The sequence below is a fragment of the Natronococcus sp. genome, assembly GCF_047921035.1.
GTDB lineage: Archaea > Halobacteriota > Halobacteria > Halobacteriales > Natrialbaceae > Natronococcus.
In genome coordinates this window covers 1-20,351 of the sequence record NZ_JBLRWX010000068.1, presented here as the reverse complement: position 1 = coordinate 20,351, position 20,351 = coordinate 1, and the positions used below count along the sequence as shown (strand labels likewise).

Here is a 20,351-nt window from a genome sequence, read left to right as displayed (position 1 = left end):
GGGTTCCGGAAACCACTCTAATCAGCACTTCGCAACCGGTTTTCGACTCACTCCCTGAACCTACAACAGCGATCGATACCGCTCTTGATCAGCGTTCATTAGTGAGCAACTATCTCTAACGCGTATGTTATTTACCTCTCGCTCAATGATTACACCAACGTTCACTCCGGTCGTCCGTGATTCAGCGCAGCGACGTTCGGGAATTGCTCGATACGCTACATTAGTTGATACGACTCGCCCAGTAGCCTCGTGCAGCCTCCGTTACGATAGTACTATCGTAATATTTGGCCGCTCCCCCGGGCTATCGACGAGAGTCACCTTCGGTTCCATCCGTTTTACAGTATCAAATCTATTTTTCGAGAACCGTACTGGCAGAAAGATTTTTGATACCGTGGTGGCTCGCTTCTGCCATGTCCGTCTTAGCGATAGTTGCGCATCCGGACGACGCCGACATCTTCTGTGGCGGAACGCTCGCCAAGCACGCCGACCGCGGCGACGACGTGACAATAGTTCACATGACTCGCGGCGAACTCGGAACGGCGGACGGTACGGAGGCGGAGATCGCCGCCGTGCGAGAAGAGGAGGCCCGGCGATCGGGAGAGAAACTCGGTGCGACCGTCGAGTTCCTCGACTTTCTCGACGGCCGGGTGACCTACTCGATGGAGAATCGGCTCGAGGTCGTCGAGACGATCCGTGAACACGATCCGGAGTTAGTTCTGACCCACTTCCGGGACGACATGCACCCGGACCACCGCGTCACGTCGCGACTCGTGACCGACGCCTACTATATGGCGTCGCTCCCGCTCGTCGAAACCGCCTCGGAGCCGTGCGATCCGTCGAACGTCTACTACTTCGGCAAGCCGACGTCGTCGTTCGAGCCGGACACGTTCGTCGACGTTTCCGACCACGTGGAACAGAAGATGCGAGCGATCGAGGCCCACGAGTCGCAGATCGAGTGGCTGGACGAACACGGCGGTATCGACGGCGAGTTCGACGAGTTCCTCGAGGACGTGCACGCGAGGACGCGAACGCTCGGTCAGCGAGCCGGGGTCGCGTTCGCGGAAGGATTCACCTCGCTTCACACGACGTCGGTCCCGTATCTCGAGTGACCGGGCCTACAGCGACGTGATGTTCACCTCGATGATGTTCACGGCGCGGCGGATCAGCTCCGGCAACTCCTCCGTAAGCCGCTCGTCGTCCATTCGACTCACCGGACCGATGAGCGAGACGGCGCCGTAGAGCGTCCCGTCCTGATCACGGATCGGTGCACCGACCCCGACGAGTCCCTGAATCGTCTCCTCCCGGTTGTACGCGATCCCGCGCTCGCGGATCTCGGCCAGTTGTTCGCGGAGTTCGTCCGGATCCGTGATCGTGTTCGGCGCGATCCGCTCGAACTCGGTTTCTCGAATGATCTCCTCGCGGTGCGCTTCCGGCATGAACGCGAGGAGCGCCTTCCCGACGGCGGTGTGATACAGTCCGTTCCGGTAGCCGACGTACAGCTTCGTCTGCACGGCGTTTTCGCCCTCGGCTTTGTAGAGACAGACGCCCTCTCCGTGCTCTTCGACGGTAAACAGGGCCATCTCACCCGACTCGGCGGCGAGCGCGTCGACCTCGGCCTTCGTGATATCGTAGATATCGACGCGGTTTTTCGCGTGGTGGGAAAGGTCGAGAAACCGGAGTCCGAGCGCGTACCGCTGGCCGTTCTTGACGACGTAACCGTTCTGCTCGAGCGTCGCCAGGTGGCAGTGGATCGTGCCCTTCGAGAGATCCAGTTCGGCGGCGATGTCGGTCACACGGGCCTCGCCGTGGGCTTTGAGCACGTCGACGACGTCGAGCGTGCGTTGAACCGCTTGTATCGGGTTTTTTGCCGAGTTCATCGTTATCTCATCATATTAGGAGGCATTAGATTAAATGTTTGGGTATGCCAAACAACCGAGCATCGAGATGTTGTGAGTCTGATCTGATCGCGGGCGCTTCGGTCGTACGAACTCCGATAATCGCTTCTATAGCGTGAGGCTCGTCTGCACGCGTCGGGACGAGGAACGCGGCGTTTTAGAGGAACAAACGGCGGGTTGCGGATCAGTCGCTCGACGGGGTGAACTCCCACTCCGATCGCGGCGTGAACCGCTCGAGGTCGAGATCGACCCCGTATCCGAACGGCGCGTCGACGACCGACTCGAGCGAGATCCGTCCGTCGTCGACGGCGAGCGTCGGGAACTCCTGTTCGTGTTCCCGGTACAGGTCGCCGTGGGCCGCGAGGAGGTTCTCCTGGAGGTCGGTCGGGAGCATCCCCATCCCCCGGAAGTAGTGGTGGCCGTTTCGCTCGACGTGTCCTTTCCCCATCGTCGCCATCACGGCGAGATCCTGGGGAAGCGAGATCGGACCCACGGTCGAGAGATCCTCTCCGCTGACGACGTACTCGCAGCCCGGGTCCTCGCGTCGCCGGTGTTCGGTCAGACAGGCGTTCGCGAGGCCCTTGAACACGCCCTTGCAGTTCTTGTGGCTCGTCCCGACGTAACCGCACTCGAGCGCCCGCGCGAGACTCCGGAGTTCGCCGTCCGACTCGTCGATGATCATCGGCGGGCGCTCGTCCCAGTCGGTGAGCGTCTCCCGGGCCGCGTCGGTGAGGGCGTCGCCGCGAGCGAGCGGTTGTTCGACGTAGCGCAACCGCTCGAGCAGCGGGTCGGTTCCCGGCGTCTCCGTCAGCCGCTCCCAGTCGGCCCTGAACGAGTCGGCGTCGCCGTACTGCTCGTTCGCGTCGAGCGTGACGGCGTACTCCGACAGACCCTCGAGTTCGTCGGCCAGCCTCGTTAGCCGTTCCGCGTCGGCCTCGACGTCGCCGCTGAGCTTGATCTTGAAGTACGAGACGCCTTGCTCCTCGACGTACTGGGCGAGCGTCTGGGGCAGTCCGTCGTCGAGTCGGCTCTCCGCGTCGAGGTCGTCGGCGGTGACCGGATCGGTGAACCCGACCGTGTGCCGGATCGCCGTTTCGCGCTGGGGTTCGTCCGGCAGGTAGTCCGCGGGCTCGCGGTCGGCCAGCGGCGGGTAGATCTCGCCGAGGTCGATCCCGAGGGCGTTCTCGCGGACAGCCCGGTGGAACGTCGTCCCCCGTTCCCGACAGAACGCGTCGATCACCGCGCGCTCGACGAGGCTCACGCCGAACGACCACAGCAACGGCGGGTGGTCGGTCGCCGTTGCCCACTCCCGTTGTCGTTCGTAAAGCGTCAGCCAGAAGTCGAAGACGGTCTCGGCCTCGATCGCCTCGGCGCGAGCGGTCGCCTCGTCGATCACCTCGAGCATCCGATCGAGTCCGTCCGCGAAGGTGACGCCCGGTTCTTTGAGGAACCACAGCGGGGAGAGCCCCTCGGCTGCGATCCCTTCCTGGTCGGCCAGTTCACCGCCACCCTCGATCCGGACGAACAGGTGTGGCAACTCCGTGAGGGTCGTGTTCCCGAAGTGAAACGGCATTCGCAGCCCCATGTCCAGTACGTACTGATCGACGGAACGAACGCTGATGGCCATACGCTACCACACTCGTCGATCGCTCTTAATTTCTGTGGACCGCACACTCGTTTCGACCTGCAGTTCGCGCGCTGTACGACTCGAGCGATCCCATGAGACGACGAAGGTTTTTGTCCCATCGAACGTATCGCTCCTACCCATGGGTGCGCTGCAGGTCGCGCTGTTGAACGGGTCGTACAACGATTCGATGACCACCGAGAACTTCAGGCGAGACGTCGACGCGGACGTCAACCCGTTCGCGGTCGACCGGGGGGTCCCGGTGCTCGGCGTCTGTTTCGGTCACCAGCTCGTCGCGGACGTCCTCGGCGGCGAGGTGGAACCGATGGGCGAGTACGAACTCGGCTATCGCGAGGTCGAGGTCGAGCCCGGGGCGTCGTCGGTGCTGTTGGACGGGCTGGCGGACCGGTTCGTCGCGTTCAGCACGCACTCCGACGAGGTGACGGCGCTGCCGCCGGACACGACGGTAACCGCGTCGAACGACTACTCGATCCAGGGGTTCCGCCGCGGGGACGCGTTCGGGGTCCAGTTCCACCCGGAGTACGACCGCGCCTCGGCGGAGCGGGTGACGCGAGGCAAGGACCTTCCCGAGGAACGGGTTCGACACGTTCTCGAGGGGATCACCGACGAGAGCGTCGCAGCCGCGACGGACGCCAAGATCGTGTTCGACAACTTCCTCGAGTACGCCCGGCGACGGTCGGAGACGTGATAGATTGCTCCCTGAACAAATTTTATGTGACCGTTCGCGCAACGCTCTAGCGTGAGTACGGACCACCTCTCCAGACGGCAGTTCAGCGTCGCGCTCGCGGTCGGCCTGGGAACGACACTCGCGGGTTGTGCGAGCGACGACGACGAAAACGGCGATGACGAGAACAGTGACGACGAGAACGGTGACGACGAGAACGGCGAAGCGGACGAGAACGGTGAAGCGGACGTCGAAGACGACGGCCCGGGATCCGTGATCGTCCAGCTCGAGACCGAGGACGGCGACCCCGTCTCGGAGGGCGTCGAGGTCACCGTCGACCTCGAGGACGACCCCCTCTCCTATACGTATAGCCAGGAGATCGAGGACGGCGAGGTGACGATCGCCGTCGAGGACGAGGGCGAGTACACGGTGACCGCCGAGAGCACGGACGACGCGTTCGAACCCGTCGAGGAGGACGTCTCCGTCGGCGAGGACGACGAGGAGGTCACGCTCGTCCTCGAGGGTGCGACGGCCGACGCCGACCGGGACGACGACGAGGACGAGGGCGAAGACGAGGACGAGTAGCGCCGAGCGACGGAGACGGACGCCGTCGATCGAGACCGACCTCTCGGTCGATTCGGCGGTGGGACCGAAAGATCATTACTCCGGTAGATCAATGGTCGGACGAGGATGCGCACAGTCCGATTCAGCGATCCGTCCGGCCTCACCCGGACCGGAACGTGGACCGACAGCGGCATCGAAACCGGCAACCGACGCTACGACCCCGACGAGGTGACGATCCTTCCGCCCAGCGAGCCGACGAAGATCGTCTGCCAGGCCGGCGGCTACATGGACCACCGCGAGGAGTCCGGCTTCGAGGACCTGCCGGACCGACCCGAACTGTTCCTGAAGACGCCGAACTGCGTCGTCGGCCACGGCGACGCGATCGAACTCCCGCCCGGCCGGGACGAGGTCGAGTTCGAGGCCGAGTTCGGCATCGTCATCGACGAGCAGTGTCGCGCCGTCGACGAGGAGGCGGCGATGGACGTCGTTCGCGGCTTCACCTGCGTCAACGACATCTCGAACCGCGACGACCAGGCCGAGGAGCGCAACTGGGTCCGCGGGAAGGCGTTCGACGCCTCGCTCCCGATGGGACCGGTGCTGGCGACGCCCGACGAGGTCCCCGATGACGCCCGGCTCGAGCTCCGGCTCAACGGCGAGGTAAAACAGGAGACGACCCGCGAGATGATGATCTTCTCCGTCCCGGAGCTCGTCGCCGAGGTGAGCGAACTCATCACGCTCGAGCCCGGCGACGTCATCGCCAGCGGGACGCCGTTCGGCCCGGGACCGCTCGAGCCCGGCGACGTCGTCGAGGTGGAGTTCGAGGGCGTCGGCACGCTCGAGAACCGCGTCGTCGAACGCTAGGCACGAATCGTTACGGGACTCGGTAATCGCGTCTCGTTGGTCGTCCAGACACCGCTTTCGTGTCGGCTGGATCGCTACATCAATGGGCAAACTGCTCGCTTCGCTCGCAGTTTCTACCGGGCGAACGGCCGTCCGAGACGCGCGACAGCGCGTCTCTCTGCGGGACGACGATCGAACCGCGAGCGAAGTGAGCGGTAAGTGAGTCGTGTGTACCGAGCGGAGCGAAGGAGGCGCGTGGTTCACCGCTGAACGAAGCACCTGTGCTCCGAGTTACGGTTCCGTCTCGAGCTCGACCCACCGATCCGTCTCGGCCGACTCGTAGGCGGCGTCGAGGATCCGGAGCACGGCCAGGGCGTCCTCGAGCGTGACGGGCGGCTCCGACCCCGTCTTTCGGGCTGCGAAGAATCCCTCGACGAACTCCCGGCCCCACGCGCCGCCGTAGCCCGCTCCCGCCTCGTACTCGTGGGTGATCGTCCGGTGGGGCGTGGCGCCCCAGTCGTCGTCGGTCGACTCGAGTTCGAGTTCGGTTTCGCCCTCGAAGCCGAACGTGCGTCCCATCGGGTCCCAGCTGCTCCAGCCGCCGCTGCCGTAGAGGTTCAGCTGGGTGTCGTAGACGCCCTCGCGCAGGTAGTAGCCGCAGTGGACGGTTCCGAGCGCGCCGTCGGCCGTCTCGAGCTGGAGCGTCGCGCCGTCCTCGACGTCGACGCCGTCGAACGCGGTGGCCATGCTGGCGTTCACCCGCACGATCGGATCCTCGAGGAGCCACGAGAGCAGCTGGATCCAGTGGATGCCGAGCCACTGGAGGATGCCGCCGCGGCTCGCGTCCGCGTCGAAGATGAAGTGGTCGGCGTCGCGGTACTCGAGTTGCGAGGCAACGAACCGGGCCTCGAACCCGCGGAGGTCACCGAAAAAGTCGTCGTCGATCCGCGATTTCAGCTGTGCGGCGATCGGGTGGCCCTGCCAGGGATAGGAGACACAGACCGTCGCGTCCGCGCGTGCCTCGGCCTCGAGCAGCGGCTCGAGCTCCGCGGCGGTGCGTGCTGCCGGCTTCTCCGTGTAGACGTCGACGCCGTGCTCGAGCGCCCGTTCGATCGCCGCCGGCGTATCCCGGTTCGAGAGCGTCACGAACACCGCGTCGACGGCGGCGTCCGTAAGCATCGTCTCGAGGTCGCCGTAGACGGGGACGTCGCCGAGACTCGCGATCGAATCGACGTCGAACGCGTCGTTCGGTTCGCAGGCACAGGGTACCGTCGCCGGTAGCGTCTCGAGCGTCTGCAGGTACGGCTCGGCGTGGTGGTGGTCGAGGCCGACGTAGCCGACCCGCGGGCCGGTCGTACCGTCGGCGGACCCGACGTCCGTGGTTGGGGGATCGGATCTCGCCATAATCACTCGAACGCGGGGATGACTTCGTCGCCGAAGCGCTCGAGCGTCTCGAGGGTCGTCTCCTGGGGTTGTCCGGGGAACTGGCAGCGGACGTACACCTGGTCGACGCCGAGGGCCTCGTACTCGCGCAACTGCTCGATGCAGTCGGCGGGCGAGCCGATAACGAACTTCTCCTCGAGTTCCTCGTAGTCGACTTCGACCTCGTGTTCGTCCATGTAGGTCTGGCCCCAGCGGGCGTACATCTGGTAGAGTTTCAGCAGGTAGGGCTCGATGGTCTCCCGGGCCTCCTCGACGGAGTCGGCGACGAAGCAATCGCGCATGAGTACGACCTGGTTGTCCTCGCGATCCATGTCGAACTCCTCGAGCGAGGACTCGTAGACGCCGATCTGCTCCTCGAGGTCGGCGGTCGTCGAGGAGGCGCTGGCGATCCAGGCGTCGCCGCGGTAGGCCGCCCGCTTGATCGCGATGTCGGCGTGGCCGCCGATCCAGACCGGCAGGTCGCCCTCCGGTCGGGGACTGACGAACACGTCGTCGAACGACCACTGCTCGCCGTCGTGGGAGACGCTCTCTTCGCTCCAGAGGCGCTTGAGCACGTGCAGCGACTCGATCATCGCCTTCGATCGCTCGTCCATCTCGATGCCGAACGGTTCGATCTCGCGCTCGCGGTAGCCGACCGCGGCGCCGAAGCGCATGCGACCGCCCGAGAGCCGGTCGATCATCGAGACGTACTCGGCGAGGTGCAGCGGGTTGTACAGCATCGGTAACATCGCCATCGTCGAGAGATCGAGCGTCTCGGTCCGCGCCGCGATCGCCGAGAGCGCCGTGATTGGTTCGACGACGCCCTCGTCGTGGACGTGACGTTCGCCGAGCGAGACGCCGTCGAAGCCGACATCCTCGATCAGTTCGGCTTGCTCGTACAGGTCGGTGACCTCGAACTCGCCGTCGGGCGTGTAGTACTGGTTCAGAAAGACGCCGAACTTCACGACCGGGTCACCCCGTTCTCGGCTCCCTCGGCCGCTGTGTGGCGGTTTCTTCCGTCAGGACGGGAGAGCGACGCTGACATCTCTCCGTTCGTTGGACTGCTGGCTGACATTCGTTCGTTTTGGTCGACGGACTAGTTCCTAATGTACCTTGTGATGGGTGTGACCACCACTCACTCGAGCGAACTCGTCGGGGACGTCACTCGAGACCCAGTACCGATCGCTCTCGGGCCGATCCGTACGGTTTTCGTCTCGAATCCGAACTGTCTCGACGATGGTTATTTATGGTACGTAATTACGTATTACAGTGTATGTCAACACGACTTTCGGGTGTGGTAACGGGTGGGAGAGTGTGGAGCCAGCTTCGGGCGATCGGTCCGGCGCTCGTCCTCGCGGCGGTCGTCGTCGGTCCGGGGAGCATCGCCCTCAGTACGATCGCCGGCAGTCTGTACGGCTACCAGCTGCTCTGGGTCCCGATCGCCGCGACGGCGTTCATGATCGTCTACACCTGGATGGCCGCGCGGATCGGGCTCGTGACCGGCGAGACGATCCTCGAGGTGACGAGGAACCGGTACGGGTCGGGAGTCGCGACGGCCGGGGGGTTCTTCGGCTTCCTCGCGATCCTCGCCTTTCAGGCCGGAAACAACGCCGGTATCGGCTTCGCCACCAACGCGCTGGTCGGTTACGACGTTCGCCTGTGGGCTGGGGTCTTCTCGCTCGCCGCGATCGGCTTCCTCTGGCTGCCCGACCTGTACGAGAAGGTCGAACTGCTGGTCAAGACGGTCGTCGGCATCATGCTGCTCGCGTTCGTCGGGACGCTCGCGACCGTCGGCTTCGACGTCCGGGCCAGCACGACCGGCATCGTGCCGAGCGTGCCGGACGTCGACGGCGCGCTCCTCGCGCTCGGGATGGCCGCGACGACCTTTTCGATCGCCGCGGCGACCTACCAGAGCTACCTCGTCCGGGAGAAAGAGTGGGGCGTCGACCAGCTCTCGGAGAAGGGAGCCGATAGCATCCTCGGCATCGCCGTGCTGGGGCTGCTCGTCACGGTGATCCTCCTGACCAGCGCGAGCGTCATTCACGGCACCGGCGAGCCGGTCTTCTCGGCGACGGGCATGGCCGCCCAGCTCGAGCCCGTCGCCGGTCCGGGCGCGTTCTACCTGTTCACGCTCGGCTTCTTCTTCGCGAGCCTCTCCTCACTGGTCGTCAACGCGCTCATCGGCGCGACGCTGCTGGTCGACGGCCTCGGCCGCGACCCCTCGATGGACGGCCGCCCGGTCAAGGTGTGGTCGACGGCCGCCGTGCTGTTCGGCCTCGTCGTCGTCCTGATCTTCGAGGGCGATCCGGTCGAACTGCTCCGCGTCGCGCAGGCGGCCGCCGTCGTCGCCTTCCCGCTGCTCGGCTTCCTCATCCTCGCACTCGCCAGCAGCGACGAGGTCATGGGCAGACACTCGAACGGCCGGCTCGCCACCGCCCTCGGCGTCGTCGGCTACCTCGCGATCGTCGGCATCGTCGGCAACTACCTCTACGAGGTCGTCTCCGAACTCCTCCAGTACCTCTGATACGGTTTACTGTAAGTCATTACCGGCGCAACCGCCGCACGGGTCGCGGTTGCACCGGTAAATCGTTACAGCAATCCGTATGAGGGGTCGTCCTTCTCGAGCGACGTGCCCGCTTCCTCAAGGATCGCGTCGACGTTCTCGAGCGTCCGTACGGTCTGGTCCTCGATGGTGTCGACCTCGACCTCGCCCGTGTCGGGATCGACGGGTCCCTGGCCGGAGACGTGGACGGTACCGTCGTCGACGATCGCTTGCGAGAACGGGCCGATACTCTCCGGTGCGTCAGCGGTATTGATCGCGTCCATACACGCGCGTTATCCGCGGTAAAGTACACCTCGCCTCGATCCGAACTCTCAGTCGCGGCTAGATATAAGTGCGTGGCACCCCCGTCCCTCTACGGAGGACCGGAGCGGACCCCTCCACTCGAGCCAGCATGAGAACTATCATCACGAACGGCGAGGGAGAGATCTGGGACGAAGCGCAGCCGCGGCCGGAGCCGGGACCCGACGAGGCACTGGTCGAAATCCGTGCCGTCGGCATCTGTGGAAGCGACATCGGACTGATCCACGGCGAGGGGCCACCCTGGACGGAGTATCCGCTGACGCCCGGCCACGAGGTGTGTGCCGAGGTGGTCGAACTCGGCGACGACGTCGAGTCGCTCTCGGTCGGCGATCGTGTCGCGCTCCACGGCTTCGTCTACTGCGGTACCTGTACCGCCTGTCGCGAGGGTCGGTACTACCAGTGCGACGAGCTTCGGGAGATCGGCTTCACCGTCGCCGGCGGCTACCGGGAGTACGCCGCGTTTCCGGCCTACACCCTGACGCCGCTCCCGGACGACGTCTCCGACGTGGAAGCCTGCCAGATCGACTCGGCCGCCTGTACACTCCACGGTCTCCAGCGCGTCGAGACCTCGTTCTCCGATACGGCGGCCGTGCTCGGCCCCGGTTCCCTCGGACTGTTCGGCGTCCAGCTACTGAAAGCCCGGGGCGTCGACGACGTCGTGCTGACGGGGACGCGGGACGAACGACTCACCGTCGGCGAGTCGCTGGGTGCGGACCTGACCGTCAACGTCCGTGAGGAAGATCCCGTCGAGGCGCTTCGCTCGTACACCGACGGCGAGGGGGTCGACCTCTGCGTCGAAACTGCCGGCGCCGGCGACGTCGTCGAGACCTGTCTGCAAGCGACCCGAAAGCGCGGCTCGGTCGTCCTCACCGGCGTCTTCGGCGACTCGAAGGAGATCGACCCGAACCGGATCGTCGCGAAGGAACTCGAGGTCGTCGGCGGGGTCACGGCCGCGCACGCGACGGACGATATCGTCTCGCTGTTCCGCCGAGGGGACCTCACGACCGACGGGATCGTCACCCACGAGTTCCCGCTCGAGGAGTACGAGACGGCGATCGAGACGGTCACCGAGCGACGGGACGGCGCCATCAAGGCGGTTCTGCGGCCGTAGCCGCGCGCTCCTGTGAGCCCGGGATCCGCCGGTGGCGAACGAATGGACACCAGTCTTTAAGGTTCAGCGGCGGCACCGTAGCCCTAATGGCGATACGGACAGCCCTGTTTAGCAAGGTGCTACGCGACCGCTCGCTCGAGGACGCCGCCGAACTCACGGCCGAGATCGGCTACGACGGCTTCGAGCCGATGTGCAGAGACCCCCACCTCGACGTCGACCGCTCGCTCGAAGAGGTGACCGCGTTTCGCGACCACCTCGACGAGGTCGGCCTCGAGGTGCCGTGTCTGGCGACGTACACCGGCCACTACGTCGGCAAGTCCCGAGAAGAGTGCGAGGCGGAACTCGAGAAACTCGAACGGTTCCTCGAGTTCGCCGACGCGCTCGACTGCGACCTCGTCCGGCACGGCCCCGGCGGCCCGCCGGTTCGGGAGGCGACCGACGACGACTACGAGCACGCCGCCTCCTGGCTCGCTCGCGCGGCCGACCGCGCGGCCGAGTACGACGTCACTATCGGCATCGAGATTCACGCCCACACGATCACCGAGACCGTGGCGTCCACGCGGCGGCTCCTCGAGGAGATCGACCGCGAGAACGTCGGCGCCATTCACGACGCCGGAAACATGTACATCACGCTCGACGACTACGGCCCGGCGTCGGTGCGGGAACTCGGCGACGACCTCGCACACGTCCACGTCAAGGACGAACGGCGGATCGACGACCCGGACCGGCCGGGCGCGTTCGAACTCGAGACCGACGACGGGCTCGAGACGTTCCAGCCGCGACTGCTCGGCGAGGGGAGCGTCGACCACGGCCCGCTGTTCGACGCGCTCACCGAGGCGGGGTACGACGGCTACGTCACCGACGAGTGTCACGTTCCGCGGGCGGACCTCGAGGACGAGCGCGAGGTCGCCGAGCACGAACTCGCGGCATTGAACCGACTGCTGAGTTGAGACGGTTTGCTGTACCGATGTCCCGGTCCGACCGCAGGACGGTCGCGATCCCACCGGAACTGACTTCCAGCAGACAGTAGGAGTGGTCACTCGAGTCGCGGTCGACCGACCGTCCCACCCCTCGACCGGACCGGCGCTCGCCCTCACCCGCGCTGGCGATCACGTCGCTGACAAAGCTTTTGTGAGACGGCTTCCACTGACTTGGTATCACATGACGGACGCCGAGAGTCCGCGCCTCGCGACCGAGGACGACTTCCCCGAGATGACGGCACTGCTCGACCGATACTTCGCCTACGAACGCTACGGGATGGCCGCCCGGCTCCCGTTCTGCTACGATTCCGAACGCAGCGACCGCCACGCGGTCATCGAGACGGACGGAGAGATCGTAAGCCACATCGCCGCGGTCCCGCAGACGCTCGTCGTCGGCGGCGACACCGTCGAGTGCTGGGGAATCGGCGGCGTCGCGACCGACAAACGGTACCGCGGCGACGGCTACATGAGCCAGCTGCTCGAGTTCTGGTTCGACCGGATGGACGACGCCGGCGTCCCGCTGTCGGAACTCAGCGGGAACCGACAGCGCTACAATCACTTCGGGTACGAGAACGCCGGCGCCGAACTCCGGTACACGATTTCGGAGCGGTCGTTCGCGGGGACCCCCGAGGCCGTAGCCGACGCCGTCGCGGTCTACGAGGGCGGCGACGACCGGCTCGAGGTCCTCCGCGAGCTTCACGGTCGGGAACCGTACCGCGTCCGGCGCGACCGGAAGCGAAGCCGGATCACGTTCGGCCAGCGGGGGCTCGAGACGCTCGTCTACGAGGGCGCGGACGGGCCGGCCTACCTCAGCCTCACGCGGGAGAGCCGCAGCCGCACGATCGAGGAGTTCGGCGGCTCCGAACGCGGCGTCGAGACGCTGCTCGGCCACGTGCTCGCGATGTACGACCTGAACGACCTCACGGCCCGCGTCCACCCCCGGCATCCGCTCGACGAGGTGTTCCACCGCCACAGCCGGTTCTGGCAGCAGCGACCGCACCGCAAACTGAACGTTCGCGACCTGCCCGCACTCCTCGAGGCCTTCGAGAGCCAACTCGAGCGGCGCTGGCTCGACCGCGGCCGCACCGAGCGCGGGGACGTCACGCTGGCACTCGAGGATTCGGACGCGGCCGTCCGGCTCTCGTACGGCCCGGACCGGGTGACGGTCGAGCGCGTCACCGGCGAGCCCGACGTCGCGCTCGATCGGCTCTCGATGACGGCGCTGCTGTTCGGCTTCCACGACCGCCAGCGCGAGGTTCGGCGGCGGGATCCGTTTCTCGAGGCGATGCTCCCGCTTCAGTTCTACATCTGGCCGACGGAGCACGTCTAGGCTCGAGGAAGGCGTCTCACTGCGTCGGGTCGGGGCCAGACGCTGGCCGAAGAAGGCAGTGCCGTCTCGAACCCGGAGCGACTCTCGGTCTCCCTCCTCGGTCGCCGTTCAGCGGGGTGGGACCGATCATAGCGGTAACCAGAATTATATATCAGGCCACGAGACGTCTCTACGATGATCGAGTTAGGGGTACTCGGGTTAGACACCAGTCACCCGGAGACGTTCGCGAGGATCCTCGACGGTCGCGCCGACGCCTCGATCGCCGCCGTCTGGGACGGCGGTGCAGTCCGCGAGAACGGCTACGAGCGCGAGTTCTGCGAGCAGTACGACGCGACCCGGTACGACGATCCACACGCGATGATCGACGACGTCGACGCGGCGATGGTGCTCGCGGTCGACTGGAACGACCACCGCGACCTGGCGACCCCGTTTCTCGAGGCGGGCGTGCCGACGCTGATCGACAAGCCCGTGGCGGGGTCGGTCGCCGACGTGACCGCGATCGAACGGGCGGCGGCCCGCGGCGACGCGCCGCTGTTCGGCGGCTCGGCGCTTCCGTTCCACCCGTCGGTTTCGTCGCTCGCCGACGCGACGCTCGAGACCGCGTTCTCCGTCGGCTACGGCGACACGTTCTACTACGGCGTCCATCTCGTCGACAGCATCCGCCTCCTCGCGGGGACCGACTGGACGCGGGTCACGCCGAACCGCGGACCGGGTCGAGTCGCGACGATCGACTTCGCGAACGGCTCCGCGGCGACGCTCCGGTTCGACGGCCCCGACGGGGACGGGACGTTCGGCTTTCTGACGGTCGGCGACCGCACCCGAACCGTCGAGATCGGTAGTTCGAGCGACGAACTCGAGCGGATGTACGAGCCGTTCCTCGAGGCGTTCCTCGCGACGGTCTGTGGCGAGCGGGACGACCGTAACCGACTCACAGACGCGGGGACGCTCCTGGTCGCCGTCCAGGCTGCCCTCGAAACCGGCGACCCGATAACGCCCGACGCCGACGCGCTCGAGACGACCGCGGTCGCCAGCGAGTCGTTTCTCGCCGACTACGAACCGTACTACTGAACGCCGGTTCGTGCCCGGAGCCGCCCGTGGTCGTCCGATCAGGAGTCCGCATCCGGCGCGACCTCGTCGCGGGCCGGACGGGGCGAGAGCGCGCCCGACTCGACCATCGAGACGAGCGGGTTGTCCTCGATCGACGGCGGCAGTTCGACCCGTCCGCGCCGGCGAACTGACTCGTAGCAGCCAAGAATAATCTCCATCGTCGCGAGCGCCCGCCGCGCGCTCAGTTGCGGTTCCGCGTCCGTCTCGAGCCCGCGAATAACGTCGTCGACCGCCGCCGGGATGTCGGCCATCGGCTCGCCCGTGTCGATCTCGTCCCAGGTCGCGTCGTCGGTCGTCTGCACCCGGAGCTGTGCGTCGCCGTCGGGGTTGAGTTCGAGGACGCCCTCGGTGCCCGAGACGCGCACGTCGCAGTCGATGAACGGCTCCTCGTCGCCGGTGGCGATGACGGCGTCGGTGCCGTCCTCGTACTGCCAGCGCGCGAACGCCCGGTTCTCGTTGTGGACGCCGTAGCGGACGTTCTCCTCGCGGTAGTCGATCTGGCCCATCACCCACGCCGCGGGGCGATCGTCGAGAATCGAGTTGCAGAGGTCGACGAGGTGGGTGCCGGCGTCGAAGAGGTTCTTCGTCGCGAGTTCGACGCGGGTGACCGCGCCGAGTTCGCCCGCCGCGACCAGCTCCGCCGCGCGCCGGCTCGGGGTCGCGACCCGGCGCTGGTGGTTGAACGTCAGCTGGACGCCGCGATCCGCACAAACCTCCGCCATGCGTCGACTGTCCGCCATGGTGTCGGCCATCGGCTTCTCGCAGTGGATCCCACGAACGCCGTCCGCGTTCGCGCAGTCGGTTACGATGTCGGCGTGGGTCGGGACCGGCGTACAGACGCTGACGATATCGGGCTCGGTCTCCCGGAGCATCACCTCGTAGTCGGTGTAGACGTTCGCCGCGTCGATGCCGTTGCGATCGGCGAACGCCGCCGCGTTCTCCTCGACGATGTCGGCGCAGGCGACGAGCGAGCAGCGCTCGTCCCCGTCGTAGGCGCTCGCGTGGTGGTACGCCATCGCCGCGCTCTCGCCCCACACCGGGTTATCCGGCTCCGGCCCTGTTCCGATGAACGCTATGTCGTAGTCTGACACGGTACCGGGGTAGTTGTGAACGTATCGGTAAATAAATATCGGAGGGGTGGGGTCCGAACACAAGTCGAACCGCACCGTTCGGTCGATCGACGACAGCAACTATAAGGTCCGATCGGAACTTGGTACGGCATATCATGATACCTATCGGAGACGACGCGACCGATCGTGCGAGACGCCTTCGCGACGCAGCCGTCGCCGATCCCGAGGGAGTCGCGCTCGAGGATGCCGTCGAACTGCTCGTGCTCGGCGATCCGGAGACGCGCCGGCTCGCGATGGCGTGTCTCGAGGACACCCTCGAGGCCCGACCCGGGGCGTCCGCGGCCGCCGTGACCGCGTTCGAGCGACTGCTCGAGGACGACGATCCACACGTCCGTCGCAGAGCGGCGCTCTCGGCGGGCGCGGCGATCGAGAACGGCGCCGAACCGTTCGCACCGCTCGTGCCGACGCTCGAGCCGATCGCCGCCGATCCCGCGGAGCCTGGACGGGACGCCGCGGTCCGGGCGCTTTCCGCGCTCGCCCTCGAGTGTCCCGACGCGATGACGGATGCGGTCGACCCGCTGCTGGACGCCTGTCACGCGCGAATCGTCTCCGACACCGCGTCGCACGAGACGGATCGCCCCCGGGACGACGGGGCGCCGTCGGCAGTCGGCCCGGAACGCGACCGGCGGACGGCCACCCGCGTCCAGGCGACCGCCGCACTCACGCGGATCGCGGCCGAGCGACCGGGGGCGGCCGTCGACCGCGTCGAGCGGGTCGCGGCCCTGCTCGAGGACGACCACCACCTCGTCCGGGCGGGCGCCTGTGAGGTACTCGAGTCGCTGGCCGAGTGGGATCCGGCCGCGGTGGAGCCGTTCGTCCCCGCGCTGGTCGACCGCCTCGAGTCGGATACGGACCACCCGGTTCCGTGGCGCGCGGCGGACGCGCTGAACGCCGTCGGTGAGGAGTACCCGGTCCGTGTCGGTGAGGAACTCCGCGATGCGCTCAGGAAACTGGCGGCGTTCCTCGACCGGCGCGATCCGGGAATCCGGGGGATCGGCGTCGGTCTCCTGGCGTACGTCGCCCAGGCCGATCCCGAGGCGGTCGAGGATACCGTCCCGCGCGTTCGTGAACTCCTCGAGGACGACCACGCGCCGGTCCGGGCGAACGCCGCGCTGACGCTCGGCCTGGCTGACCGCGAGGAGGCGGTCGACGCCCTCGAGTCGCTCGCGGCGGACGACCCCGACGGGGCGGTTCGGGACGCTGCGGCGCGGGCGCTCGAGCGGATCGAGAGCGAACGTTCCCGCGTCGGGGAAACGACCAAGTGAGTTCGGGAACCCGTTCCCGTATGCCGCCGCGTTCGCCGCCTCGAGACGGATTGCTCGGCTACTGGCCCGCCGGACGTACCCACCGGGCAACGGTGTGGGACGAGTCGCCGCGGGCGAACCACGGCCGGTACGGGTACGACGCGCGATGGATCTGGTTCACGAACCCACGCGCCGTCAGGTACGTCGGTGAACGAGACCGAACGTACGTCGGCTACCTCGGCGGGCCGACCGGGACCGACATCCAACTCGGCGCGTTCGACCACGACGCCGGCGGGTTCGAACGGGTGACGCTCGAGTCGTCGTTTTCGGCCGACGACCACACCAGCCCGTCGGTGCTCGTCGACCGTGACGGGCGAGTGCTCGTCTTCTGGTCGGAACACAACGGCGGCTCGATCCGCCACCGTCGCTCGAGGGTGCCGGAATCCCTCGATTCGTTCGGCCCGCTCCGGACGATCGACCAGGAGTGTGTCACCTATCCCAACCCGGTTCGGCTCGACGGACGACCGGGGACGCCGATCTACCTCCTCTACCGCGACCGGACGGTCACGACCGACGCGACCGACGATCCGTACGGCTACATGGGGGACGGACACGTCTACTACCGCCGGTCCGTCGACGGGGGCGACTCCTGGAGCGAGCAGACGCGGCTGGTGACCGCCCCGGAGGGCCACTACGGGACCTACTTCGTCCACGCGGCGACCGACGAGACGATCCACCTGTTTTTCACCGACGCCGAGCGGGGCGGGGACGCGCCGAAACACCACGTCCTGTACGCCGCCTTCGAGGACGGACGGCTCCGCGCGGCCGACGGGGAGCCGATTGCAACCGAGTCGGAGCTACCGGTGACGGTTTCGGACCTCGAGCGCGTCTACGACTCCGCGCCCCCCGACGGCGAGGACGCCTGGGTCTGGGACGCCAGCGTCGGTGAGAGCGGGGAGCCCGCGGTCGTCTACGCGACGTTCCCGTCGACGCTCGCCCACACGTATCGGTACGCCAGGTGGGACGACGACGCGGGGACGTGGCGCGACCACCACCTCCGGGACGCCGGGGGGTACGTCGAGGCCGCGGGCGTCGAGGGGCACTACTCGGCGGGCGTCGCACTCGATCCCGACGACCCGACCGTCGCCTACGCCTGCGTCTCGAGCGAGGGGTACCGCGGCGTCGAACGCCTCGAGACCGACACCGGCGGCCGATCGTGGTCGGTCCGGCCGGTGTGTGCGGATCCCGTCGGCACGCCGATCCGGCCGGTCGTCCCCGCGAACGCGAGCGAGGACTGTCCCGCGCTCTGGCTCGAGGGAGCCTACGAGAGCATGCACGGCTCCCAGACCGTCCTGCGGGGACTGCCGACCGACGGGACCGACGACGGAATCAACCCGGACGGCGAGCGCGGCGTGACGCTCGGACTGGACCTGGTCGACGAGCGGGCGGTTCGCGACGGCGTCTCCGTCTCGGCGCTCGTCCGGACGCGGGACGTCGACCGCAGCCAGACGATCCTCCAGTTCGGCGAGGGGATCCGACTCGATGTCGAGCGGGAGACGTCCGGCACGCTCGAGTTCGCGCTGGCCGGCGAAACGTCGACCGCGGTGGCGTCGTGGAACGATCTCGCCGCCGACGAGGAGCAGTTCGTCGAAGGGGTCTGGAACCCCGACGACGGAACGATGCGGCTACGGGTCGACGGAACCGTCGTCGACGAGGCGTCGTTCGGCGGTCCGATCGCGTTCGACGGCCCGAACGCGTCCTGGACGCTCGCGAGGGACGCCTACCTGCTCGGAAACGGTCTCGTCGGCACCCTTCGCGAGGTCCGACTCTACGGCCGGCCGACGACGGCGGCCGGACACCGGACGCTGCGAGCGTCCGGGAGGGATCGCCCGATGGACAACCGTTAAGGGACCCGTCTTCATTGCCATCACGTACCACATGCCTCCGTGCGAACTTCCGGTCGTTCCCCGACCGCGTCGCGTCGATCTGTCCGACGAAACGGTTCGATTCGAGACCCCGTTCGCGGTCGGAACGGAAGCCGAAGACGTCGATTCGACCGCGACGCTGCTGTCGGACCTCCTCGAGCGCGAGACGAACGAACGGGTCGTCCGGTCGGCCGAGAACCCGGACGTTCGGCTGCGAATCGACGACGGTCCCTCGAGCCCGGTCGACGATCCGGAGGGGTACGTCCTCGAGGCCGACGGAAGCGGGATCGCCGTCCGCGCGCCGACGGCCGACGGGCTTCGCCACGGTTGTCAGACCCTCGTCGGGGGCCTCGAGCGCCGCGACGGATCGTGGCAATTCCCGGCCGGCGAGATCCGCGACTGGCCCGAAACGCGGTGGCGGGGGTTCATGCTCGATCCGGCCCGAGGGTACCTCCCGCTCGAGCGCGTCAAACGGCGGATCGACCAGGCCGCGCGGGCGAAGCTGAACCGGCTCCACCTCCACCTGCTCGACCACGAATCGTACGCCCTCGAGTCCGAGGCGTTCCCCGAACTGAACCGCGGTCCCGACGGCGAGGAGCGCCCGGCGTACTCCCCCGACGAGATCGAGGAACTCGTCGCGTACGCCGGCCGCCGCGGGATCGAGATCCTCCCCGAGGTCGACGTGCCGGGACACGCGACGCACGTCCTCGAGACGTATCCCGAACTCCGGTGTACTGTCGCAGACGGCGAGGCGAGCGACGGGACGCTGTGTCTGGGCACACCGGAGACCGACGCGTTCGTCCAGACGCTGCTCGAGGAGGTGGTCGAACTGTTCCCCTTCGAGACCGTCCACGTCGGGGGCGACGAGTGGGCGATGAACTACTCGTGGGACGAGTGCTCGCGGTGCCGAGAGCGGATGGAACGGGAGGGGTCGGAGACGGTCGCCGAGCACTTCTACGGGTTCGTCCGCCGGCTCCACGAGACCCTCGAGGCCCACGAGCGTCGGCTGATGTGCTGGAACGACCAGATCGACATCGCGGAGTCGCCGGACCTTCCGCGGGACGCGCTGGTGCAGTTCTGGCGCGTCGCCGGGACGGGACGCGGTCCGGTCGAGGGCTGCAGCCTCGAGCGCTTCCTCGAGGAGGGGTTCGAGGTCGTCAACTCCTACGTCTACGCGGCCTACGTCAACGGCTGGCTCTCGGAGGAGTACCTGCTCGGCTGGGACCCCCGAAGTCGGCCGTCGGTCCCGGACGACCGGGCCGAGGGGGTGATCGGCGGCGAACTCCTGGCGTGGGAGCCCTCGTCCGAGGAGACCCGCGAGTACTTCGAGCGCGCGCTGCCGTCGGCGATTCCGGTCTTCGCCGATCGGCTCTGGACCCCCGATCCGATCGCGGATCGCCCAGCGTTCGCGACGGCGCTAACCCGGCACGCGCTCGGTCCGTTCGTCCCCGACGGGTTCGACGTCTACCGCGAACTCGGCGGGACGATCCTCCCGACGGACGGCGAGAACGTCCCGTCGCCGCCGGCCCACGCCCACCGCTCGCTCGGCGACCGGACGCCCCGCGAGGCCCGCGACGACTACGACGACGCCCTCGAGACGTTCCGGGCGCTGTCCGACTCGGGGGAGGCGG

General features: G+C 67.2%; 18 protein-coding genes. 12 read left to right on the top strand and 6 right to left on the bottom strand.

Going from position 1 to position 20,351, the window contains the following annotated elements:
• The first annotated feature begins 410 nt into the window (after positions 1-410).
• Positions 411-1,109, top strand: coding sequence for a PIG-L deacetylase family protein (locus ACNA7R_RS13725; RefSeq protein ID WP_416284122.1), 699 nt, complete (start codon positions 411-413; stop codon positions 1,107-1,109).
• A gap of 6 nt (positions 1,110-1,115) precedes the next feature.
• Here the strand turns inward: ACNA7R_RS13725 and ACNA7R_RS13720 are convergent, their stop codons facing one another.
• Together ACNA7R_RS13720 and ACNA7R_RS13715 are read right to left on the bottom strand one after the other, a co-directional pair.
• The gene (locus tag ACNA7R_RS13720; protein ID WP_416284121.1) at positions 1,116-1,877 is read right to left on the bottom strand and encodes an IclR family transcriptional regulator; all 762 of its coding nucleotides are present in this window, start codon (positions 1,875-1,877) and stop codon (positions 1,116-1,118) included.
• Between the two features lie 202 nt (positions 1,878-2,079).
• Complete coding sequence (locus tag ACNA7R_RS13715) at positions 2,080-3,522, bottom strand: hypothetical protein (protein ID WP_416284120.1); 1,443 nt, start codon at positions 3,520-3,522, stop codon at positions 2,080-2,082.
• 139 nt (positions 3,523-3,661) lie between these two features.
• Between ACNA7R_RS13715 and ACNA7R_RS13710 the strand changes: the two genes are divergently transcribed.
• From ACNA7R_RS13710 to ACNA7R_RS13700, 3 genes are all read left to right on the top strand, one after another.
• Positions 3,662-4,228: a type 1 glutamine amidotransferase gene (locus tag ACNA7R_RS13710; RefSeq protein WP_416284119.1), complete on the top strand. Its 567-nt coding sequence runs from the start codon at positions 3,662-3,664 to the stop codon at positions 4,226-4,228.
• A 51-nt stretch (positions 4,229-4,279) separates the two neighbouring features.
• Positions 4,280-4,789 (top strand): S-layer protein, encoded by a 510-nt coding sequence (locus ACNA7R_RS13705; RefSeq protein WP_416284118.1) that lies wholly within the window; start codon positions 4,280-4,282, stop codon positions 4,787-4,789.
• A gap of 105 nt (positions 4,790-4,894) precedes the next feature.
• Positions 4,895-5,629, top strand: coding sequence for a fumarylacetoacetate hydrolase family protein (locus ACNA7R_RS13700; RefSeq protein ID WP_416284117.1), 735 nt, complete (start codon positions 4,895-4,897; stop codon positions 5,627-5,629).
• A gap of 270 nt (positions 5,630-5,899) precedes the next feature.
• Here ACNA7R_RS13700 and ACNA7R_RS13695 read toward each other — a convergent pair whose 3' ends face one another.
• Both ACNA7R_RS13695 and ACNA7R_RS13690 read right to left on the bottom strand, forming a co-directional pair.
• Positions 5,900-7,012 (bottom strand): Gfo/Idh/MocA family protein, encoded by a 1,113-nt coding sequence (locus tag ACNA7R_RS13695; RefSeq protein WP_416284116.1) that lies wholly within the window; start codon positions 7,010-7,012, stop codon positions 5,900-5,902.
• A 2-nt stretch (positions 7,013-7,014) separates the two neighbouring features.
• Positions 7,015-7,995 carry an LLM class flavin-dependent oxidoreductase gene (locus tag ACNA7R_RS13690; RefSeq protein ID WP_416284115.1) on the bottom strand — a complete coding sequence of 327 codons (981 nt, stop codon included), beginning with the start codon at positions 7,993-7,995 and terminating at the stop codon, positions 7,015-7,017.
• A 308-nt stretch (positions 7,996-8,303) separates the two neighbouring features.
• Here ACNA7R_RS13690 and ACNA7R_RS13685 point away from each other — a divergent pair, with 308 nt between their 5' ends.
• Positions 8,304-9,554 (top strand): Nramp family divalent metal transporter, encoded by a 1,251-nt coding sequence (locus ACNA7R_RS13685; protein WP_416284114.1) that lies wholly within the window; start codon positions 8,304-8,306, stop codon positions 9,552-9,554.
• Between the two features lie 65 nt (positions 9,555-9,619).
• On the opposite strand, the gene ACNA7R_RS13680 is transcribed toward ACNA7R_RS13685, so the two are convergent.
• Positions 9,620-9,856: a Rid family hydrolase gene (locus tag ACNA7R_RS13680; protein WP_416284113.1), complete on the bottom strand. Its 237-nt coding sequence runs from the start codon at positions 9,854-9,856 to the stop codon at positions 9,620-9,622.
• Positions 9,857-9,984: 128 nt separating this feature from the next.
• Here ACNA7R_RS13680 and ACNA7R_RS13675 point away from each other — a divergent pair, with 128 nt between their 5' ends.
• The 4 genes from ACNA7R_RS13675 to ACNA7R_RS13660 all read left to right on the top strand — a co-directional run bounded on the left by ACNA7R_RS13675 (position 9,985) and on the right by ACNA7R_RS13660 (position 14,382).
• On the top strand, positions 9,985-11,004 hold the full coding sequence (locus ACNA7R_RS13675; RefSeq protein ID WP_416284112.1) for a zinc-dependent alcohol dehydrogenase: 1,020 nt from the start codon (positions 9,985-9,987) through the stop codon (positions 11,002-11,004).
• Positions 11,005-11,090: 86 nt separating this feature from the next.
• Entirely contained in the window at positions 11,091-11,954 is an 864-nt protein-coding gene (locus ACNA7R_RS13670) for a sugar phosphate isomerase/epimerase family protein (RefSeq protein ID WP_416284111.1), read from the top strand.
• A gap of 211 nt (positions 11,955-12,165) precedes the next feature.
• On the top strand, positions 12,166-13,314 hold the full coding sequence (locus ACNA7R_RS13665) for a GNAT family N-acetyltransferase (RefSeq protein ID WP_416284110.1): 1,149 nt from the start codon (positions 12,166-12,168) through the stop codon (positions 13,312-13,314).
• A gap of 174 nt (positions 13,315-13,488) precedes the next feature.
• A complete protein-coding gene (locus ACNA7R_RS13660; RefSeq protein ID WP_416284109.1) occupies positions 13,489-14,382 on the top strand; it encodes a Gfo/Idh/MocA family protein in 894 nt (297 codons plus the stop codon).
• A gap of 38 nt (positions 14,383-14,420) precedes the next feature.
• Here the strand turns inward: ACNA7R_RS13660 and ACNA7R_RS13655 are convergent, their stop codons facing one another.
• Positions 14,421-15,512, bottom strand: coding sequence for a Gfo/Idh/MocA family protein (locus ACNA7R_RS13655; RefSeq protein WP_416284108.1), 1,092 nt, complete (start codon positions 15,510-15,512; stop codon positions 14,421-14,423).
• 134 nt (positions 15,513-15,646) lie between these two features.
• On the opposite strand from ACNA7R_RS13655, the gene ACNA7R_RS13650 reads away from it, so the two are divergent.
• From ACNA7R_RS13650 to ACNA7R_RS13640, 3 genes are all read left to right on the top strand, one after another.
• Complete coding sequence (locus tag ACNA7R_RS13650) at positions 15,647-16,816, top strand: HEAT repeat domain-containing protein (RefSeq protein WP_416284107.1); 1,170 nt, start codon at positions 15,647-15,649, stop codon at positions 16,814-16,816.
• 20 nt (positions 16,817-16,836) lie between these two features.
• Entirely contained in the window at positions 16,837-18,702 is a 1,866-nt protein-coding gene (locus ACNA7R_RS13645; RefSeq protein ID WP_416284106.1) for a BNR-4 repeat-containing protein, read from the top strand.
• A gap of 31 nt (positions 18,703-18,733) precedes the next feature.
• A partial coding sequence (locus ACNA7R_RS13640; protein WP_416284105.1) for a family 20 glycosylhydrolase occupies positions 18,734-20,351 on the top strand: 1,618 nt, incomplete at its 3' end.

Bases quoted from the DNA above. Each gene is read 5' to 3' on its own strand.
- ACNA7R_RS13670 (WP_416284111.1), top strand. From the start codon at position 11,091: ATGGCGATACGGACAGCCCTGTTTAGCAAGGTGCTACGCGACCGCTCG.
- ACNA7R_RS13675 (WP_416284112.1), top strand. From the start codon at position 9,985: ATGAGAACTATCATCACGAACGGCGAGGGAGAGATCTGGGACGAAGCG.
- ACNA7R_RS13725 (WP_416284122.1), top strand. From the start codon at position 411: ATGTCCGTCTTAGCGATAGTTGCGCATCCGGACGACGCCGACATCTTC.
- ACNA7R_RS13720 (WP_416284121.1), bottom strand. From the start codon at position 1,877: ATGAACTCGGCAAAAAACCCGATACAAGCGGTTCAACGCACGCTCGAC.
- ACNA7R_RS13680 (WP_416284113.1), bottom strand. From the start codon at position 9,856: ATGGACGCGATCAATACCGCTGACGCACCGGAGAGTATCGGCCCGTTC.
- ACNA7R_RS13700 (WP_416284117.1), top strand. From the start codon at position 4,895: ATGCGCACAGTCCGATTCAGCGATCCGTCCGGCCTCACCCGGACCGGA.
- ACNA7R_RS13695 (WP_416284116.1), bottom strand. From the start codon at position 7,012: ATGGCGAGATCCGATCCCCCAACCACGGACGTCGGGTCCGCCGACGGT.
- ACNA7R_RS13685 (WP_416284114.1), top strand. From the start codon at position 8,304: ATGTCAACACGACTTTCGGGTGTGGTAACGGGTGGGAGAGTGTGGAGC.
- ACNA7R_RS13665 (WP_416284110.1), top strand. From the start codon at position 12,166: ATGACGGACGCCGAGAGTCCGCGCCTCGCGACCGAGGACGACTTCCCC.
- ACNA7R_RS13660 (WP_416284109.1), top strand. From the start codon at position 13,489: ATGATCGAGTTAGGGGTACTCGGGTTAGACACCAGTCACCCGGAGACG.
- ACNA7R_RS13645 (WP_416284106.1), top strand. From the start codon at position 16,837: ATGCCGCCGCGTTCGCCGCCTCGAGACGGATTGCTCGGCTACTGGCCC.
- ACNA7R_RS13715 (WP_416284120.1), bottom strand. From the start codon at position 3,522: ATGGCCATCAGCGTTCGTTCCGTCGATCAGTACGTACTGGACATGGGG.
- ACNA7R_RS13650 (WP_416284107.1), top strand. From the start codon at position 15,647: ATGATACCTATCGGAGACGACGCGACCGATCGTGCGAGACGCCTTCGC.
- ACNA7R_RS13710 (WP_416284119.1), top strand. From the start codon at position 3,662: ATGGGTGCGCTGCAGGTCGCGCTGTTGAACGGGTCGTACAACGATTCG.